This window comes from Cohaesibacter marisflavi, assembly GCF_963665895.2.
Taxonomy (GTDB): Bacteria; Pseudomonadota; Alphaproteobacteria; order Rhizobiales; family Cohaesibacteraceae; genus Cohaesibacter; species Cohaesibacter marisflavi.
Genome location: NZ_OY762534.1, coordinates 819,834 through 837,400, shown reverse-complemented (window position 1 = coordinate 837,400; position 17,567 = coordinate 819,834). Strand labels below are relative to the sequence as shown.

The following is a 17,567-nucleotide window of genomic DNA, read 5'->3' as shown; positions in this document are numbered from 1 at the left end:
GATCAAAGAGAAAAATCTTCAAGCTTGCGAGATACGAGAAAGAGCCCTGCAGCGCGCGCCATTTCAAGACTCTGAGCCCGATTGGCACAAAGCACTTCCCCTTCAGCACAGACGATACCGGCCAATCCTGCCTTGTGGGCATTCTCTATGGTTCGTGGGCCTACTGTGGGCATGTCAAAACGCAGGTCCTGCCCTGGCCGAGCCCGCTTGAGCAACACCCCTTGCTTGCCCTCATTCCAGCGCGCGCGTTTTTCTTGCCGGATCTGCAAGACGCGAGCAAGCATCTGGTCGGTGCCTTCCGGTCCTTCCATCGCCAGAATGCGCCCGGCGGCAACGACAACCCCCTGCCCGGCATCCAGAGCGCCGATGAGGCCCGCAGCCCGCGCAGCAAGGGCTATGTCGCTCTCATTGGCCTCGGCTGCCTTATTTCCGACGCTGAGATCCGGCCCGACAACAAGCCCGGGCGCCACCTCAGGCACAGATACCAGCCGCACTCCACGCTTTTCGAAGAAGCCGGCGACCCCTTGCAAAACGCCTTCGTCGCCCCCAGCAGCCATGATACGCAAAATCGCAGGTAGAGCTTTCATCGCTCCCAAATCGAGCCGGATATTGCTGAAATCCGGACGTGACCGGATAGACCCGATGCACAGCAGCTCCGATAGGGCATTCTGTTCTATTAGCTTGAAAAGCAAGCCGATCTCGCCCCACTTGATCCAGTGGTGGGGGTGGCTCTCAATGCGCGCATCGGCTTCGCCGACGATACCGAATATGAAATAGGGACGTCCGGAAGCCTGTAGCGCATTGATGACTTCAAAAGGAAGATCCTGTCCGCCGGCGATGATGCCCACCGGCCCATCACCGCAAGACACCATCGATCAATCCTTGTTGCTGCGCGGCGTGCAAAGAGACTTCTTGGTCCCCTTGCGAATGAAGTCGACGATCTTCATGACATTTTCATCGTCAGCAAAGGCAGCCGCTACCTTGTCAACGCGCTCGCTCAGCGTGCCTTCTGCATCGAACAGCATCTGATAGGCATGACGCAGATTATGAATGGTCTCACGAGAGAAACCACGACGCTTCAGGCCAACGATATTCAAGCCTCCCAAATGGGCGCGGTTGCCAATAACGGAGCCAAACGGAATGACATCATTCTCGACACCAGACATGCCGCCCACAAAGGCGTGCTCGCCAACGCGGGCAAACTGGATCACCGCCGAAAGCCCGGCAACAATCGCATGATCACCAATCTCACAGTGACCGGCGATGGTCGCGTGATTCACCAAAATAACATCATTGCCGATCATGCAGTCATGAGCGACATGTGCGCCAACCATTAGGTGACAATTATTGCCAACCCTGGTCAGACCACCGCCACCCTGCGTGCCCGGATTGATGGTGACATATTCACGAATATTGACATTATCGCCAATCTCACAGCCAACATTCTCACCTTCGAACTTCAAATCCTGAGGAATGGTACCAACCGAAGCAAAGGGGAAAATCTCGACATTTTTGCCGATTTTTGTATTTCCCTCGACCACTACGTGAGAATGCACCTTGCCACCTTCACCAATGACAACATTTGCACCGATAACGCTATAGGGGCCGATTTCGATATCATCGGCGAGTTGCGCACCATCGGCAACAATTGCGGTTGGATGAATATTCGCCATTATTTCTGTTCTTCTCCGATCAACATCGCACTCACTTCAGCTTCGGCGACTTTTGCGTCATCTACCTTGGCAATACAAGCAAATTTCCAGATGTTGGCGCGGTTCTTGACCTTTTGGACGTGAATATGCAGGACGTCTCCGGGCACAACCGGCTTGCGGAACTTGGCCTTTTCAATGGTCATGAAATAAACGAGGCTCGGAGACCCCAGATCCTTGCGACTATTGACACAAAGCGCACCGGCCGTCTGGGCCATCGCTTCGATAATCAAAACGCCCGGCATAACCGGCTGAACAGGAAAATGTCCCTGAAAATGCGGCTCGTTGATGGTAACATTCTTCACGCCAACGCAGCTGTCGTCCCCATCCATGTCGATGATGCGATCAATCATCAAGAATGGATAGCGATGCGGCAGCAGCTCCAGAACACGCATGATATCTGCACTATCAAGGGTCTGTTTTTCACTCATAGTTCATTTCCCTTCAACACCTTGCGAGACCTTCTGCCCAAGATGAAAGACCTCGGCATGAGCTCTGATCCCTCTGTTTTACCCAACAAGGAAAAGGATCGGCCCGCTTTGTAACCGTATGGCTATTTGTTTTTCTCAGCTAGGCGGCTCAGCGCTGTCATCTCGCGGAACCATTGTTTTACTGGTTTTGCTGGTACGCCACCATAGCGACCACCAGCTGGCACGTCATCCTTGACCACACTGACAGCGGCAATTTGCGCGCCCATACCAATGGTAATATGGCCAGCAACACCGGTTTGTCCACCAATGGCAACGAAATCTTCAAGCTTGGAAGACCCAGACAGCCCAACCTGGGAAACAAGCACACAATGGCGACCAACTTCAACATTGTGCCCAATCTGGACTTGATTGTCGATCTTTGTGCCTTCGCCGATAATGGTGTCGCGGTTTGCGCCCCGATCGATGGTGCTATTGGCACCAATCTCGACGCGATCCTGAATGATGACACGCCCGATCTGAGGGACCTTTTGATGGCCGGTTGCACTCATGGAAAAACCAAAGCCATCCTGACCACTGCAAACACCGGGATGAAGGATCACACTGTCGCCGATAAGTGTATGTTGCAGAACACAATTCGCGCCAATATGACAGTTGCGGCCAACACGCACGCCCTGCCCAACAACAGCCCCGGCTCCGATTGTGGTACCCGCCCCGATTTCGGCATTGGCACCAACACTGACACCCGGCTCGATACAAACGCCCGGCTCAACCTTCGCGGAAGGGTGAATATAGGCTGCTTGGGAAATACCCCCATCGGTCTCGAAATAAGCCATAGGCACTGCGGCTTCCGGATAGAAAGCGGCTGAGACTTCCGAGAAGGCCCTGTATGGGTTTTTCGATTCCAGCACAACAACCCCGTCAGGCACTCGCTCGTGATAACGCTTGGCGCAAATCACAGCACTTGCCGTCGTCTTTTCCAACTGCCCAACATATTTGGGATTGTCAAGAAAGGTAACGTGCCCCTTTGCTGCGGTGTCAATCGGAGCAACATCGCTGATTTGCATAGCGCCATCTGCGTCATCAGGCAATTCAGCCCCAATCAGCTCAGCGATTGCTTTAAGGGAAAGGGTTTCAATTTTAGAAAAAAAAGCAGCGTCGGTCATGATAGCTTTCAAAAAAAAGCCGCCGCCCATAAGAGCAGCGGCTTTGTACTGTGTTTCTAGTCAGTCTTAGAAGGAAGACGCAGCGCCGAAGCGAATAACCTGCGTTTCATCATAATCTTCTTTGGTCAGAGCGTAGCCATAGTCAAGACGCAGTCTGCCGAACGGGCTCGCCCAAATAACACCAGCGCCGACGGAAGACCGGATGCTGCGCTCATCATAGATGGCACCAGCAGCATCTGAACCAAACAGCGTACCAGCATCAGCAAAGACCGCACCACTCAGCCCAACGCTATCCAAGTAAGGCAGCGGGAACTGCATTTCAGCAGTTGCGTTGAAGTAGGTCTTACCACCCAAGCCTTCACCAGAGTTCACATCACGAGGACCAAAGCCGTAGGAAGCAAAGCCACGGATCGTGTCGCCACCCTGACTAAAGGCATCAAGCAGACGAACATCGTCGCCACCGAAGCCCTGAATGTGACCTGCGCCAACGCGCAACATGCCAACAAGGCTCCATGCAGGATACAGCTCATGATAGTAACGCGCATCAACGGTCGACTTGATGAAGCGAACATCACCGCCAACACCAGCAAATTCCTGACTGAACTTACCATAAATACCGCTAGTAGGAGCAGTCATGCTGTCGAGCGAATTGTAGACCAAGCTATAACCAAGAGCAGACTTGATGGTCGCGCCTTCATCCTGAGCCTGTTTGATACCCGGAGAAGCTGTTGGCAGGTTATAGGAATCGTAGTTCGAAATTTCCTTCTGCTCCAACGTATAGTACGGATTGAAGGAGATCTCTTCCGTGATCGGCAAGCCAAACCGGATGGTCCCACCGTCGCGCTTATAGTCATAATCGCGATAGTCATTGTCTTCATAGGTTGAATGGAACAGGTCAAAGCCTGCAGCCAACCGACGACCCAAGAAATATGGCTCGGTGAAGGACAAGGTGTAGGACTGCTTGGAGGCACCGCCAGAAGCAGACACTTTCAGATACTGTCCACGGCCCATGAAGTTCTTTTCAGAAACCGAAACGTCAGCAATAAAACCATCGCTGGTGGAATAGCCGCCACCCAAGGTAACTGCGCCCGTGCCCTTTTCGACCACATCAACATTCAGAACCACACGGTCAGCGGATGTACCCGGCGCTGTGGTAACAGCAACTTTTTCGAAGAAGCCAAGCGCATCAAGACGACGCTTCGCACGGTCAAGCAGCACGCGGTTGAAGGCATCGCCTTCAGCCATATCGAATTCACGACGAATGACATAATCGCGCGTACGGGTGTTACCGCGGATATTGATCCGTTCCACATAGGCACGGTTACCCTCATCCACCTGATAAACAAGATTGATGACCTTGTTCTCATAGTCACGGTCAGCGCGCGGTGTCACGCGAGCGAACGCATAACCGGACTTGGAAATCTCAATGGTCATGTCTTCAAGAGACTTGGAGACAGCGTCTACACTGTAAACATCGCCAGAACCAGTGTGCACCTGACTGCGCAGCGCTTCACCATCCACTTCAGGAACAGCGCTATCCACTTCAACGTCACCAATGCGATACTGTTCGCCTTCGTCGACGGTGATGGTCACAAAGAACTTGTTCCGTTCACGGTCCAGATCGGCAACCGAGGAAACAACGCGGAAGTCAGCATATCCATGGTTGAGGTAGAACTGACGCAGGCGCTCTTCATCAGCAGCCAAACGGTCAGCATCATAAACATCATCCGTAAGCAACCAGCTGAGCCAGCCAGATTCTTTTGTCGTCAGAACGTTCTGAAGACGGGAATCGCCGAACGCCTTGTTGCCAAGAATGGAAACCTTGGCAACAGAGGTTTTAGCGCCTTCCGTAATCTCAAAAACGAGGTCTGCGCGATTACGGCCCAAGTCGATAACCTTTGGCTCAACACGAGCGCCGAAGCGGCCTGCACGACGATAGGCTTCCAGAATACGCTGAACGTCTGTCTGGATACGGTTTTCGCTAAGAATGCCGCGGCTCTTTGAGGTCACGACGGTTTCAAGCTGATTGTCCTTGACGCGCTTGTTGCCCTCAAAGGAAATGCGGTTGATCACCGCGTTTTCCTGAACGTCGACAATGAGTGAAGAACCACTCATGCGGATATCGACATCCTTGAAGAGCCCCGTCTGATAGAGAGCTTTGAGAGACTCATCGATATCATAGGCGCTGGATCGTTGCCCCGGCTTTAGCACAACGTAAGACCGGATGGTATCATCCGATACGCGCGCATTGCCTCTTACAACGACTTGACTGACCGTTTGTGCAAAGGCCGGACTGATTGCAAAAATATCTACAGGACCGAGCTGCGCTCCCGCACACATAACGGTTGCTAGTGCCGCTTTCCATGCGATGGTCTTAATTTTCTTCATCAGCCCCAACACTCTTTTCTAAATCATCAAATTCGATTTGGGCACAAACTGCCCTTGAAATGGAATCTTTATGCCTAAGAAGGTTTTACCTTGAATCGCATAAGGATCAACCCCCGAACACATCTAACTTCAACAAAGATAACATTCAGTTGCCCATAAGCCACAAATTTCTGCGAAAATCACTATAATTATTTTCCCCGAGGAAATTTATCTACATCCCTAATTTGACAGGAAAATATGTGTGATATCGTTAAAGGTGGCAAATATCATCAATGAGAAGACCAACGCCAAGCCGATCCGGAACCCCAGTTCCTGACTTTTTGGCGACAATGGTTTGCCCCGAATGCCTTCCAGCGCATAGAACACAAGATGCCCCCCGTCCAGCATTGGGATAGGGAACAAATTGAGTAATCCGATACTGACCGAAAGGATCGCAGCGAGATTGAACAGAGCAACGATTCCCAAGGTCGCCACCTGTCCGGAAACTTGAGCAACGCGGATCGGACCACCCAACTGGTCAGCATCCTCCTTGCCCACAAAGATTCGCCCGACATAGCCAAGCGTACGATCAATGATTGAATAGGTTTCAGTTACACCGCCCCAGGCAGCTTGCAGCGGACCATAGCTTTTGCGGATAACATCCTCAGGACGCGCTTCGTGTCGAATGCCCAGAACGCCGATTTTCTGCTTGTTACCAAACTGATCAGTAATTTCGGTACGGCGAGGGGTCGTCATCAACGAGATTTCCTCGCCGTTACGGTCCACCAGGATATTGAGAGCATCACCAGAGCTGAGAGCTACGATGCCCTGAACATCTGAGAATGACTTGATTTCATGCCCGTCGATAGACAGCATAATGTCACCGACTTCGAACCCGGCTTCTGCGGCAGCACTTTGAGGCACGACGGAATCGACCCGCGCCGGCGTAATCGCCTTGCCATAGAAAAACAGCAGCATACCAAAGATGACGATAGAGAGCAGGAAGTTGGCAAAAGGTCCAGCCGCCACGATGGCTGCCCGTGCCCAAAGAGATTTCGAATGCAGAGACCCTTCCCTGTCATCCTCGCCTTGGCTTTCCATGGCCTCTTGATCCGGCACGCTTGCCGCATTTTCGTCGCCAAGAAACTTAACGAATCCCCCTAAGGGAATCGCCGAAATCTTCCAGCGGGTACCATGCTTGTCATAGAACCCAAACAGCTCTTTGCCGAAGCCAATGGAGAATTCGCTAATGGTTACGCCACACCAGCGAGCTACCATAAAATGGCCAAGCTCATGAAAGAACACGACAATCATGAGCACAAAAAGCGCAGGAATGACATAACCGAGCAGGCCTGTACCGGCTGAAAAGATGCTCTGAAGGATTTCCATTAAAGTCTCCACATTTCCTGGGCGCTAGCGTAGCGGTGATCCTCTAAAGAAGGCTTAAATAGGGTGAAAATATGGAGAGATCAACAGGCCCTGCTGGACCTGCCTCTCAACATTAAGACAGAAAGCAGCTACGCTTGGTCATCCAACATTGCAAGAAAACGCCCGGCTGACTTCAGCGCCTTATAACTGGGGTCATAATATTTGCTGTAGTGAATGAAACCGTGCACGACGCTTTTATAGACATCATAATAGTGCTTCACGCCCGCTTCCATCAACTTGCCCGCCAGCCAACGGCTGTCGTCCGCCAGACAATCGCATTCCGCCTCGCACAAATAGACCGGTGGCAAATCATGCATTTCAGCATCCGTCAGGTCCGCATAGGTAGGGTCGGCATCGTTGGGCAGATAGAAGTTCCACAAGGCCCTCATCCATGCAGTGGCAAGCCCGTTGCTTCCATCCCCATAGGCTTTGTGCGACCGCGTATCATACAGGCGGCGATAGCAGCCATAATAAAGAAGCAACGCGAAAATACGCACGGGCTTCTTTGCATCGCGCAAGCGCAGCGCAGCAGCGAGCGCCAGATTGGCCCCGGCACTATCCCCGGCCAATGCAATCTCACAATTCTCCTCAGCGGCAATTTTTTCGATCTTTGCGCATACCGCATCAATTGCAGCGGGATGGGTATGCTCTGGTGCCAAAGGATAGCTGAGACCAAACACCTCACGCTCAGACAGAACGGCAAGATCAGCCATGGCGCTTGCATGGGTAATGACATTGCAATTGCGCCACCCGCCACCATGAATATAAAGGATCAGTTTGCGCGGCCCGGCCTTGATTATTTCGGGAGTGAATCGTCTGCCGAAATCCATATCAACAATCGTGATTTTATCATCATGACGCCCGACGAGCGATCGACGCGCATCGGTATATTTCTCGCGCGACACATCCAGAGGCTCATTGGCGTCCGGATCAGGGTAATAGGAAAAGCGCGCAACATAATCCAGCAAGGCTTTATCGGGTTTACCAACCATCACAATGACTCCGTCTCTCGCATCTCCCCTTAAGGAAGACACGCAATAATCCGTTTCAAATTAGCTTTGCCCTGAGGTTAAAACCTGCGCTCGCCCATGGCCAGCACGCAAAGCCCATAAATCAGCTCAATATCTGTCGCGCCACATTTCGTGCAGCCTGATCGAGAGCCAGAACATCGCCGACATCACTTGCGGCTCCGACTTCATCCCGACGCACAAACTCCGCCATGACCTTTTCGACTAGCTCCGCAATACCGCCAAACGCAATATCACCGGCAAGAAAGGCCGCAACAGCAATCTCGTTGGCAGCATTCATGATGTTGGGCAGGCTGCCTCCAGCCTCAAGCGCCTCTTTGGCAAGGCGCAAACAGGGGAACCGCTCATAATCCGGCGCTTCGAAGGTGAATTGCCCAATTTCGACAAGAGAAATACGATCTGTATTGGCAGGCGCCCGCTCTGGCCATGCAAGGCAATGAGCAACAGGAATGCGCATGTCCGGCGCACCAAGCTGCGCAAGCAAAGAACCGTCACTATAGGCCACCATGCCATGAATGATCTGCTGGGGATGAACAACGACCTTCAGCTTATCCGCAGAGACCCCATAAAGATGATGCGCCTCGATCAGCTCCAGTCCCTTGTTCATCATCGATGCACTGTCGATAGTGATCTTGTTGCCCATGGAAAAATTGGGATGCGCCAAGGCCTGCTCAATCGATGCCTTGGCTATGGCATCCCTGTCCCATGTTCGAAAAGGGCCGCCAGACGCGGTCAACACAATCTTGGAAATTTCTGCTCGGTTTTCACGCTCATAAACCTGAAACACGGCGCTATGCTCAGAATCCACCGGCAGGATCGGCTTACCGAGCCGCTGTGTTTCGGCCATCACCAGATCACCCGCACACACCAGCGCTTCCTTGTTGGCAAGTGCCACCTGATTGCCTGCCTTGAGAGCTGCCAGCGTTGGACAAATGCCCGCAGCGCCCACGATCGCACCGATCACGATATCAGCAGAACGCCCTGCCGCCTCTTCAACAGCGCTCTGCCCAGCCCCGACTTCAATGTCATGGCCGGACAAGGCATCCTTGAGATCGGCGTAAAAGCCTTCATCCGCAACGACTGCAAACCGCGCCCCAGATTTGACAGCGGCTCGCGCCAGTTTACCGACATTGCGATTGGCAGTCAGCGCATTGACCCGATAGCGATCAGGTGAACCGGCAATGATGTCGAGCGCAGAATCCCCAACCGATCCGCTTGCCCCCAGCACTGAAATGATTTTCGGCGTGCCTTCGCTGCCAAGCGCGGAGGAATCAACGGATGAAGTCTTGGACATAACCCACTCATATTTAGAACAAAACAAAGATTAGGCCCGAAAGAAACCCAAGGCCCTACTGAATCAGAAAACCGGTTGCCACAGAATGAACATCGCCAAGGGCAACCCCGATCAGGGCCGCAGCAACGACCGCAAAAAGCAACCCATCGACGCGGTCCATGACGCCGCCATGGCCGGGAATGAGAGTGCCGGAATCCTTGACGTCAAACATACGCTTCATTTGTGACTCTGCAAGATCCCCCACCTGCGAGAGCACAGAAAGTCCACCGAGCAATGCTATCAGCCTCATATCAGGCACAATGCCCAAAAGCACAGCCACGAATGCAGAAAATCCAGTCCCTAAAACGAGACCACCAATGGACCCCGACCAAGTCTTTTTGGGAGAAACACGGCGCCAAAGCTTTGGTCCGCCGACATATTTCCCAACAAAATAGGCCGATACGTCCGTGCCCCAAACCAGCGCAAACAACACCAAGATGGCTTGCAAACCATAGTCCGGATCTTGTCTAAGCAGAAAGATGGCGCCACCAAAAGCAGCGGCATAAAGAATACCAAGGCCGCACCAGCGCGCGGTCCGATAAGAACAGCGCGCAAAAAACAGGTATCCCGCACCAAATGCGGGGATCGCAAGCCCGGCTTGCCAGTCTGTGAAATAGAAGCAGAATAGCGAGCCTATGATGACGATATAGCCTGTCAGAGCGGGCGTCTGCGCAGGCGCTTCGCCCACCATGCTCAACCATTCGCGATAAATCAGCATGGTGACAGCACCAAAGAACAGGGCGAATGCAACGCCGCCCCACCATGTAACAGCAAAGGCAGCAGCAGCCAGAACAATACCCGACGCAAATCTGACCATCAGATCAGACCAGAGGCTTTTCTTTTGCGTCTTGTCTTCAGCCTCCCCTGCGGGTTTCTTTAAAGAGTCCAGAACAGCTTCTCCCGTAAAGTTCACAAACCGGTTCGACACACCGGCATTTTACCTGCCTGAAACCAGTGCAGCCTGATTGAGCTCAATATCGTCGACGGTCACGCGACCAAAGCGGCGATTGCGCCGACCATATTCCACCAGCGCCAATTCCAACTGCTGCCGATCAAAATCAGGCCAATAGCAATCGACGAAAATAAATTCCGAATAGGCGGCCTGCCAGAGAAGAAAGTTACTCAACCGCTGCTCGCCGCTGGTGCGCAAAATCACATCGGGATCGGGCACAGAGCCAGTGTAAAGAGATTGAGAGACAAGCGCTTCATCGATAGCAGAGGCAGTCAGCCGTCCCTCTTCAACCTCACGGGCCAAAGATTTCACCATATCGACAATTTCATGCCGGGCACCATAGTTGAACGCGATTTGCAAAGTCAGACCGGTATTGTTCTGCGTGCGCCGCTCGGCTTTATCAAGCAACGCAGCAATATCACTTTCCAGACCGACGCGACTGCCAATCACCAACACCCGCACATTCTGCTTGTGCAAGGTGGCTAGATCCTTGTTGATGAAGAGCTTGAGTAGCCCCAACAAATCACGAACTTCAGATTGAGGGCGCGACCAATTCTCTGAACTGAAAGCAAAGAGCGTCAAATATTCAATCTTGAACTCAATGGCATTGGAGACGATTTCCCGAACGGCAACAACGCCCTGTCGATGGCCTTGTGTTCGGGACAGCTTGCGCTCCTGCGCCCACCGCCCATTGCCGTCCATAATGACTGCCAAATGGCGAGGTATGGCCATATTTCCTGCAACAGAAGTGTCCGCATAACGCATTTGGCCAACCATAAAATTCCCGTCCCCTTGGTTCCACAACAGCCCGACATGCCCCCATAAACTATGAGCGCATCGCCGGGCCGTTTCTTGACCGTAACATATGGCGCCAAGGCCCTATCGGCCCACCAAAGGCGCCTTATCAACCTTTAGCCCACATCAACAACCAAGGGTATTTCACCTGAGATACCCGGCATCAATGCCTGGTTGAAAGACCTAAACCTGCATGATTTCTGCTTCCTTGCTGGAAGCCATCGTGTCGATTTCGGCAACATATTTATTGGTCAGTTCCTGAATCTCGTCATTGTAAAGACGGACATCATCCTCACTCATACCGTCTTTTTCGGCCTTCTTGCACATATCCATGCCATCACGACGCACATGGCGCACAGATACTTTCGCATTCTCAGCATAAGAATGGGCAATTTTGACCATTTCCTGACGACGTTCCTGATTGAGTTCAGGAATGGGAAGCCGAAGCAACTGGCCATCTGTGACTGGATTGATGCCGATGTTGGATTCACGAATCGCCTTTTCAACAGCGCCAACCATGCCCTTATCCCAAACCTGGATCGACAGCATGCGCGGCTCTGGCACGGAAACCGTACCGACCTGATTGATCGGCATGGTCTGGCCATAAGCTTCCACCGTAATAGGGTCCAGAAGAGCCATCGATGCGCGTCCGGTTCTCAGCCCGGACAATTCTGTTTTCAGAACAGATACTGCCCCCTTCATGCGGCGTTCAAGGTCATCAAGATCCAGTTCTTCGGCAGACATGGTAAAGCCTCTTGTTTTCTAGTTCGGTTATCATTCCGGGTCTATTCTTAGCTCACGCCCCTCAATGAGGCTCCCCTGAGCCGTTTCCCCCTTGCATGATCTGCGGCCTTTCATCCATCCAGCCCGCAGATCGACTTTCTTTCCTCAGGCGCAGCATGACACTATCGCCCCCGAGCCTATTGGCCGGAAACGATTGTCGCGCGCCCACGCCCCTGCAAAATTTCAACAATTCCGTTCGGTTCGTGCAATGAATAAACAATTATCGGGATATTTGCTTCTTGAGCAAGCGCAATCGCAGCTGCATCCATAACCTTCAGCCCTTGTTTGAGGACTTCTGTATAACTGATCTCATCATAACGGATAGCATCTGGGTTTTTCAACGGATCGGCGGAGTAAACGCCGTCCACCTGAGTGCCTTTGAAGACGGCATCACACTGCATTTCAGCCGCACGCAGGGCTGCGCCCGAATCTGTCGTAACGAACGGATTGCCAGTACCAGCCGCAAAAAGCACGATTTTGCCTTCAGCCAGATAGGCCTTGGCGGCACGCTGGGTAAACTGCTCACAAATCTCATCCATGGCAATTGCCGACATGGCAACCACAGGAACATCGATGCTCTCAAGCGCGTTGGCCATTGCCAGCACATTCATCACCGTTGCCAGCATACCCATATGGTCGCCACGAACCCGGTCTCCACCCTTGGCCGCCACAGAAACACCCCTAAAGATGTTGCCGCCGCCAATAACGACACCAACCTCAGCACCGAGCGCTCGCACATCCGCGATTTCACGAGCGACGCGAGCCACCATTGCCTGATCAATCCCGAAAGACTGCTCACCCATCAGCGCTTCGCCCGAAACCTTCAGCAAGACGCGCTTATATTTCAAATTACCCATTCTGTCAGACACCTCGCGTAGTAAGCTCCTCCGGCAGCAGACAGGATAAAGGCCAATGACTGCGCCACTTAAAAGGGAGCACCCGGCAAGCAGGATCTACAGGCCGGAAGAAAAGCTGTCTTTGCATACACGAAGGGCGCTGGTTCGTCATCCCCAGCGCCCTTCGAATTTCGATTTTTCAACCCTGTTGCAAAGCAAAAAGGGCTTCGCGCGAGTTAGTTACCAGCAGCAGCGGCAACTTCAGCTGCGAAGTCTTCTTCTTTCTTCTCGATGCCTTCGCCAAGAGCGAAGCGAGCGAAGGAAACCAGTTTGATAGGCGCACCGACTTCTTTTTCAGCGTTTTTGATAGCCTGTTCAACAGTATTTTCGCCATCGATAACAAAGGTCTGCTTGAGCAGAACAACTTCTTCGAAGAATTTGCGCATACGACCTTCAACCATCTTTTCGATGATGTTGTCCGGTTTGCCAGACGCTTTAGCCTGTTCGGAGAACACAGCTTTTTCGCGTTCGATAGCAGAAGGATCAACTTCTTCGGTGGTTGCAGCCAGCGGGTTGGTTGCTGCGATGTGCATGGCAACCTGCTTGCCAAGCGCTTCGAGCTTCTCTGCATCGCCTTCAGATTCCAGAGCAACCAGAACGCCAAGACGTCCAAGGCCAGGAGCCGTAGCGGAGTGCATGTAGGAAGCAACGACGCCCTTGTCTACGCTAAGAACCTTGCCACGACGCAGGTTCATGTTTTCGCCGATGGTTGCAACAGCGTTGGTGATGGTTTCTTCAACCGTGCCACCGCCAGGATATTGTGCAGCCAGAATATCTTCCAGTTTATCGCCAGCTTCAACAACGACAGACGCGATGTTGCGAGCCAGTTCCTGGAACTGTTCGTTACGGGAAACGAAGTCGGTTTCGGCATTAACCTCTGCAAGAGCAGCCTTATTGCCTTCTCCAGCAATAGCAATCAGCCCTTCAGCGGCAACACGACCGGATTTCTTTGCAGCTTTCGCCAAGCCCTTGGTGCGCAACCAATCGATTGCGGCTTCCATATCACCGTCGGTTTCACCCAGGGCCTTTTTGCAGTCCATCATGCCCGCGCCGGAAACTTCGCGGAGCTCTTTAACCATTGATGCTGTAATCGCCATTGCAGCCTCACGTCCTTTATCAAACAAGCCAGAAGCCGCCCGAACGATCCCGGGCGGCCATTTCAATCAAATCAGGGCACAGCCCTCAAATCTCATTTCTGAAGCACTCGACTTCCCAGAAAGCTGACAGGCTTTCAAGACAGGAATATGTAAGCGCCCTCGCCTTTAAGCAGATGCTTATTAGGCTTTTTCTTCAGCAGCGGCTTCAGGAGCAGCAGCTTCTTCACCATCTTCGTCATCCAGAGCGGCTTCAAGCAGGCCATCTTCGGATTCGCCAAGATCAATGCCAACATCGCCAGCAGAACGGGAGATACCGTCAATGGCAGCAGCAACGATCATGTCGCAGTAAAGAGAGATTGCGCGGGAAGCGTCATCGTTACCCGGAACCGGGAAGTCGATGCCATCAGGATCGCAGTTGGTATCAACAACAGCGGCAACAGGAATGCCCAGACGGCGGGCTTCGTGAATTGCAATGTCTTCCTTGTTGGTATCGATCACGAAGATCAGGTCAGGCACACCGCCCATGTCCTTGATACCACCAAGAGCGCGTTCCAGTTTATCGCGTTCGCGGGTCAGGGTCAGGCGTTCTTTCTTGGTGAAGCCTTTGCCTTCGCCTTCAAGCAGCTCGTCGAGCTTGCGCAGGCGCTGGATGGACTGGGTGATGGTTTTCCAGTTGGTCAGCATGCCGCCGAGCCAACGGGAGTTCACATAATACTGGGCAGCAGCTTTAGCAGCTTCAGCAACAGGACCAGAAGCCTGACGCTTGGTGCCAACGATCAGAACGCGACCGCCACGAGCAACGGTATCAGACACAGCTTTCAGAGCTTCGTTCATCAGAGGAACGGTCTGGGACAGGTCAATGATATGGATGTTGTTGCGAGCGCCGAAAATGTATTTGCCCATTTTCGGGTTCCAGCGGTGGGTCTGGTGACCAAAATGCACACCTGCTTCAAGCAGCGAGCGCATGGATACTTCAGGAAGTGCCATGTAAAATTTCCTTTACCGGTTTAACCTCTGCGGGATGTGGCCAAAATGGGCACCGGATGGATGTCAGCACATTTCTCCATGCTGCCACCCTGCTCCCGCATGTGGATTCGAGGGTGCTTATAGGCGCTAACTTTCAGGAATGCAAGCCGCAAGGCCGCCTTTTCTGGGGAATGGCCGCTTATCGGGCACCATCAAAGCAGAACAGGTCACCCTTGATATATGCATTTCTTCGCAATAAGCTTGTGCGATACTGGAATGATTTGCACATCAATCCCTCAACCAGCTCAAGTCTCCGGAACAGAATCGCGATGCATAGCAGGCTCATCCTTGCACTCAGCCTTATCATGATCGCCCTGTTAGCCCCAAGGGCTGCAACAGCCGATCCGGCTCCCTGTCGCCAGAAATATGAGGCCTATCTGTCCAATCTGGACAAGGCCTCCGATGCGGTATCGGCAATTCTGAAGCGAGACAGCAACTGCCTTGAAGCCAGCAATGATTGCGAGCGCTGCACCCGTCTTGATGACGGCACCCTTTCTTGCACCCCCATTGGCTTCACTTGCACGTCAGGCACAAGCGTCTGCACAAGACGCGCACCATCTCAACCGGCGCAATAGAGAGCGCTTAAGCGACAGCCTTTCTAAAGCTGGCGGGTGTTACCCCCGTTCCGGCCTTGAAGCTGCGGGTAAAATGGCTCTGACTGGAAAAACCGCAGGCATCGGCAACTTGCGCCAGAGGTTCTCCGACACGCATCAGACTCTTGGCCCGCTCTACACGCCGATGGGCAACGAACAGGCTAGGCGAGACCCCACAAGTTTGTTTGAAACTTCTTTGCAGATGAAACTCACTCAGCTCCACCATGACCGCCAGATCGCGCAGGCGGATCGTCTTATCAAGGTGGTCTTCGATGAAATCCGTCAATTTGCGTTTTACGGGCATGGAAAGGCCACCCCGGATCGGCTTGACTTGCTCGCCATGAAACCGCTTCTGCAAAAGAACCTCTGCGATCAACTCGACCATCGCCTCTTCAGCGCCCATCGCATTGCCTGCGCAAGTTTCGCCAAACAGACGTGAGAAGGGAACAATGAGCCCCTCCGGCTTGGCATAGGTAACATCAGCCAGTTCGATCTGTCGTCCGTCCCGATCCATCATCTCGCTATAGCAACGCCGCAATTCTTGATCAGGCAGATAGAGATGCATCATGGTCAACGGGCCATTGACTTCCCATTCCGAGCTCTGCCCCTGCGGGAAAATGCAAACAGCCCCCGGCCAGCCGCGCACCGGCTTCTGATCGACGCGCCAGACATCCTGTCCGTTTCGCACATACATGCTGAAGGCATGCCCTTGCAGCTCATCATAGTTCACATGGTCTTCCCGGTTGCTCCAGATCGCACAAGAGCGCCCAAAACCGAGATCAAGGCTGCCGTGCCTGATCGCAGTTGAACTGTCTTGCAGAAATCCGAAAACGGAATGATCCTTAGAGCGCATGGAATGAAAACCAAAAAGATACGAGATAACGCCGAGCTGTTAAACCGACTTATAACACCAGCTCACGCCACCAACAATCGTCATGTGGCAGCGCAGATTCACTTCACCGCAAGATTATGCAAAAGCGGAACCAACGAAACAGTTAGACCGAAAGTTCAACAATAAAGGTTTCAGTCATGATCCCGTTTCTTTTCGTAACAACAGTTTTGATCTGGGGAACCACCTGGTTCGCCATCGCCTTGCAAGCCGGTCCGGTTCCGGCTCTGGTTTCCATTTTCTATCGCTTCGGCGTCGCTGGCGTGCTGTTTGTGGCAGGTCTTGCCCTGTCTGGCCGTCTTCGCCTGCCACGCAAGGATCATCAAATCTGGCTGGTTGCTCAGGCCCTCTGCTTGTTCAGCCTGAATTTCATCTGCTTCTACTATGCCGTCCGATATATCCCGTCGGGTCTGGAATCCGTTATCTTTTCGATGGCGACCATCTTCAACGCCATCAATGCCCGCATTTTCTACAAAGACAAAATCACCAAACAGGTGGTTCTTGCCAGCATTCTGGGCATCTGTGGTCTTGTTTTGCTATTCGGCCGCGATGTCTTTTCAAGTAGCGGCACTGAAGCCCTCACCGGCGCAGGCCTTGCCATGCTCGGAACGCTGTTTTTTTCTTTCGGCAACATGGTTTCTCGCCGCAACAGCCAGATGGGCATCTCTCCCATCACGGCAAATGCCTGGGGAATGTGCTACGGCGCCCTCATCCTGCTGGCTCTGATCACATTGACAGGCACCCCGATTGTCGCCCCGGCAGACGTGACCTATCTTGGTGCCCTGCTCTATCTTGCCATATTCGGCTCCATCGTTGCCTTCACCACCTACCTCATTCTGGTAGCGCGCATAGGCTCGGCCAAGGCGGCTTACATGACGGTACTCTTTCCGATCATCGCGCTCGCCATATCCACCCTGTTCGAAGGGTATATCTGGCATTGGACATCGGTTCTTGGGCTCATACTGGCGCTGACCGGCAACATCATCATGTTCGCACCTAAGAAGACCAAACCGGATGCCTCGTCCCCAAGCCTTGCGAAAGTAGAGCTTGGCGACACGGCCTCCGCGGCAAGCTAAC

The 17,567-nt window shown here is 52.9% G+C and carries 17 protein-coding genes; 2 read left to right on the top strand and 15 right to left on the bottom strand.

The window, feature by feature from the left end; translation table 11 throughout:
- Nucleotides 1-2: 2 nt before the first annotated feature.
- The 14 genes from ACKPCT_RS05030 to rpsB all read right to left on the bottom strand — a co-directional run bounded on the left by ACKPCT_RS05030 (nucleotide 3) and on the right by rpsB (nucleotide 14,969).
- Complete coding sequence (locus ACKPCT_RS05030) at nucleotides 3-872, bottom strand: LpxI family protein (protein WP_319568562.1); 870 nt, start codon at nucleotides 870-872, stop codon at nucleotides 3-5.
- A 3-nt stretch (nucleotides 873-875) separates the two neighbouring features.
- Nucleotides 876-1,673 carry an acyl-ACP--UDP-N-acetylglucosamine O-acyltransferase gene (gene lpxA, locus ACKPCT_RS05025; protein WP_319568561.1) on the bottom strand — a complete coding sequence of 266 codons (798 nt, stop codon included), beginning with the start codon at nucleotides 1,671-1,673 and terminating at the stop codon, nucleotides 876-878.
- The gene (gene fabZ, locus ACKPCT_RS05020) at nucleotides 1,673-2,140 is read right to left on the bottom strand and encodes a 3-hydroxyacyl-ACP dehydratase FabZ (protein WP_090071549.1); all 468 of its coding nucleotides are present in this window, start codon (nucleotides 2,138-2,140) and stop codon (nucleotides 1,673-1,675) included. The genes lpxA and fabZ overlap by 1 nt, the downstream gene beginning before the upstream one ends.
- Before the next feature lie 122 nt (nucleotides 2,141-2,262).
- Nucleotides 2,263-3,303, bottom strand: coding sequence for a UDP-3-O-(3-hydroxymyristoyl)glucosamine N-acyltransferase (gene lpxD, locus ACKPCT_RS05015; RefSeq protein ID WP_090072161.1), 1,041 nt, complete (start codon nucleotides 3,301-3,303; stop codon nucleotides 2,263-2,265).
- Nucleotides 3,304-3,369: 66 nt separating this feature from the next.
- A complete protein-coding gene (bamA, locus tag ACKPCT_RS05010; protein WP_319568560.1) occupies nucleotides 3,370-5,691 on the bottom strand; it encodes an outer membrane protein assembly factor BamA in 2,322 nt (773 codons plus the stop codon).
- Nucleotides 5,692-5,910: 219 nt separating this feature from the next.
- Entirely contained in the window at nucleotides 5,911-7,059 is a 1,149-nt protein-coding gene (rseP, locus tag ACKPCT_RS05005; protein WP_090071551.1) for an RIP metalloprotease RseP, read from the bottom strand.
- Nucleotides 7,060-7,187: 128 nt separating this feature from the next.
- Nucleotides 7,188-8,090 carry an alpha/beta hydrolase fold domain-containing protein gene (locus ACKPCT_RS05000; protein WP_319568559.1) on the bottom strand — a complete coding sequence of 301 codons (903 nt, stop codon included), beginning with the start codon at nucleotides 8,088-8,090 and terminating at the stop codon, nucleotides 7,188-7,190.
- Nucleotides 8,091-8,211: 121 nt separating this feature from the next.
- Nucleotides 8,212-9,420: a 1-deoxy-D-xylulose-5-phosphate reductoisomerase gene (gene dxr, locus ACKPCT_RS04995; protein ID WP_319568558.1), complete on the bottom strand. Its 1,209-nt coding sequence runs from the start codon at nucleotides 9,418-9,420 to the stop codon at nucleotides 8,212-8,214.
- 55 nt (nucleotides 9,421-9,475) lie between these two features.
- Nucleotides 9,476-10,387 carry a phosphatidate cytidylyltransferase gene (locus ACKPCT_RS04990; protein WP_319568557.1) on the bottom strand — a complete coding sequence of 304 codons (912 nt, stop codon included), beginning with the start codon at nucleotides 10,385-10,387 and terminating at the stop codon, nucleotides 9,476-9,478.
- Between the two features lie 9 nt (nucleotides 10,388-10,396).
- Entirely contained in the window at nucleotides 10,397-11,143 is a 747-nt protein-coding gene (locus tag ACKPCT_RS04985; protein ID WP_090072167.1) for an isoprenyl transferase, read from the bottom strand.
- A 246-nt stretch (nucleotides 11,144-11,389) separates the two neighbouring features.
- Nucleotides 11,390-11,950 (bottom strand): ribosome recycling factor, encoded by a 561-nt coding sequence (gene frr, locus ACKPCT_RS04980; protein ID WP_090071557.1) that lies wholly within the window; start codon nucleotides 11,948-11,950, stop codon nucleotides 11,390-11,392.
- 176 nt (nucleotides 11,951-12,126) lie between these two features.
- The gene (gene pyrH, locus ACKPCT_RS04975; protein ID WP_090071559.1) at nucleotides 12,127-12,846 is read right to left on the bottom strand and encodes a UMP kinase; all 720 of its coding nucleotides are present in this window, start codon (nucleotides 12,844-12,846) and stop codon (nucleotides 12,127-12,129) included.
- Between the two features lie 215 nt (nucleotides 12,847-13,061).
- On the bottom strand, nucleotides 13,062-13,982 hold the full coding sequence (tsf, locus tag ACKPCT_RS04970; protein ID WP_090072169.1) for a translation elongation factor Ts: 921 nt from the start codon (nucleotides 13,980-13,982) through the stop codon (nucleotides 13,062-13,064).
- A 180-nt stretch (nucleotides 13,983-14,162) separates the two neighbouring features.
- Nucleotides 14,163-14,969: a 30S ribosomal protein S2 gene (gene rpsB / locus ACKPCT_RS04965; protein WP_090071561.1), complete on the bottom strand. Its 807-nt coding sequence runs from the start codon at nucleotides 14,967-14,969 to the stop codon at nucleotides 14,163-14,165.
- A gap of 308 nt (nucleotides 14,970-15,277) precedes the next feature.
- Between rpsB and ACKPCT_RS04960 the strand changes: the two genes are divergently transcribed.
- The gene (locus ACKPCT_RS04960; protein ID WP_319568556.1) at nucleotides 15,278-15,583 is read left to right on the top strand and encodes a hypothetical protein; all 306 of its coding nucleotides are present in this window, start codon (nucleotides 15,278-15,280) and stop codon (nucleotides 15,581-15,583) included.
- 7 nt (nucleotides 15,584-15,590) lie between these two features.
- Here ACKPCT_RS04960 and ACKPCT_RS04955 read toward each other — a convergent pair whose 3' ends face one another.
- The gene (locus ACKPCT_RS04955; protein WP_319568555.1) at nucleotides 15,591-16,454 is read right to left on the bottom strand and encodes a helix-turn-helix domain-containing protein; all 864 of its coding nucleotides are present in this window, start codon (nucleotides 16,452-16,454) and stop codon (nucleotides 15,591-15,593) included.
- A gap of 176 nt (nucleotides 16,455-16,630) precedes the next feature.
- On the opposite strand from ACKPCT_RS04955, the gene ACKPCT_RS04950 reads away from it, so the two are divergent.
- Nucleotides 16,631-17,566, top strand: a complete 936-nt coding sequence (locus tag ACKPCT_RS04950; protein ID WP_319568554.1) for a DMT family transporter — start codon at nucleotides 16,631-16,633, stop codon at nucleotides 17,564-17,566.
- Nucleotide 17,567 lies beyond the last annotated feature (1 nt).

What these genes read in the sequence shown, in the direction of transcription:
- ACKPCT_RS05030 (WP_319568562.1), bottom strand. Translation starts at nt 872, where the DNA reads ATGGTGTCTTGCGGTGATGGGCCGGTGGGCATCATCGCCGGCGGACAG.
- lpxA (WP_319568561.1), bottom strand. Translation starts at nt 1,673, where the DNA reads ATGGCGAATATTCATCCAACCGCAATTGTTGCCGATGGTGCGCAACTC.
- fabZ (WP_090071549.1), bottom strand. Translation starts at nt 2,140, where the DNA reads ATGAGTGAAAAACAGACCCTTGATAGTGCAGATATCATGCGTGTTCTG.
- lpxD (WP_090072161.1), bottom strand. Translation starts at nt 3,303, where the DNA reads ATGACCGACGCTGCTTTTTTTTCTAAAATTGAAACCCTTTCCCTTAAA.
- bamA (WP_319568560.1), bottom strand. Translation starts at nt 5,691, where the DNA reads ATGAAGAAAATTAAGACCATCGCATGGAAAGCGGCACTAGCAACCGTT.
- rseP (WP_090071551.1), bottom strand. Translation starts at nt 7,059, where the DNA reads ATGGAAATCCTTCAGAGCATCTTTTCAGCCGGTACAGGCCTGCTCGGT.
- ACKPCT_RS05000 (WP_319568559.1), bottom strand. Translation starts at nt 8,090, where the DNA reads ATGGTTGGTAAACCCGATAAAGCCTTGCTGGATTATGTTGCGCGCTTT.
- dxr (WP_319568558.1), bottom strand. Translation starts at nt 9,420, where the DNA reads ATGTCCAAGACTTCATCCGTTGATTCCTCCGCGCTTGGCAGCGAAGGC.
- ACKPCT_RS04985 (WP_090072167.1), bottom strand. Translation starts at nt 11,143, where the DNA reads ATGGCCATACCTCGCCATTTGGCAGTCATTATGGACGGCAATGGGCGG.
- frr (WP_090071557.1), bottom strand. Translation starts at nt 11,950, where the DNA reads ATGTCTGCCGAAGAACTGGATCTTGATGACCTTGAACGCCGCATGAAG.
- pyrH (WP_090071559.1), bottom strand. Translation starts at nt 12,846, where the DNA reads ATGGGTAATTTGAAATATAAGCGCGTCTTGCTGAAGGTTTCGGGCGAA.
- tsf (WP_090072169.1), bottom strand. Translation starts at nt 13,982, where the DNA reads ATGGCGATTACAGCATCAATGGTTAAAGAGCTCCGCGAAGTTTCCGGC.
- rpsB (WP_090071561.1), bottom strand. Translation starts at nt 14,969, where the DNA reads ATGGCACTTCCTGAAGTATCCATGCGCTCGCTGCTTGAAGCAGGTGTG.
- ACKPCT_RS04960 (WP_319568556.1), top strand. Translation starts at nt 15,278, where the DNA reads ATGCATAGCAGGCTCATCCTTGCACTCAGCCTTATCATGATCGCCCTG.
- ACKPCT_RS04955 (WP_319568555.1), bottom strand. Translation starts at nt 16,454, where the DNA reads ATGCGCTCTAAGGATCATTCCGTTTTCGGATTTCTGCAAGACAGTTCA.
- ACKPCT_RS04950 (WP_319568554.1), top strand. Translation starts at nt 16,631, where the DNA reads ATGATCCCGTTTCTTTTCGTAACAACAGTTTTGATCTGGGGAACCACC.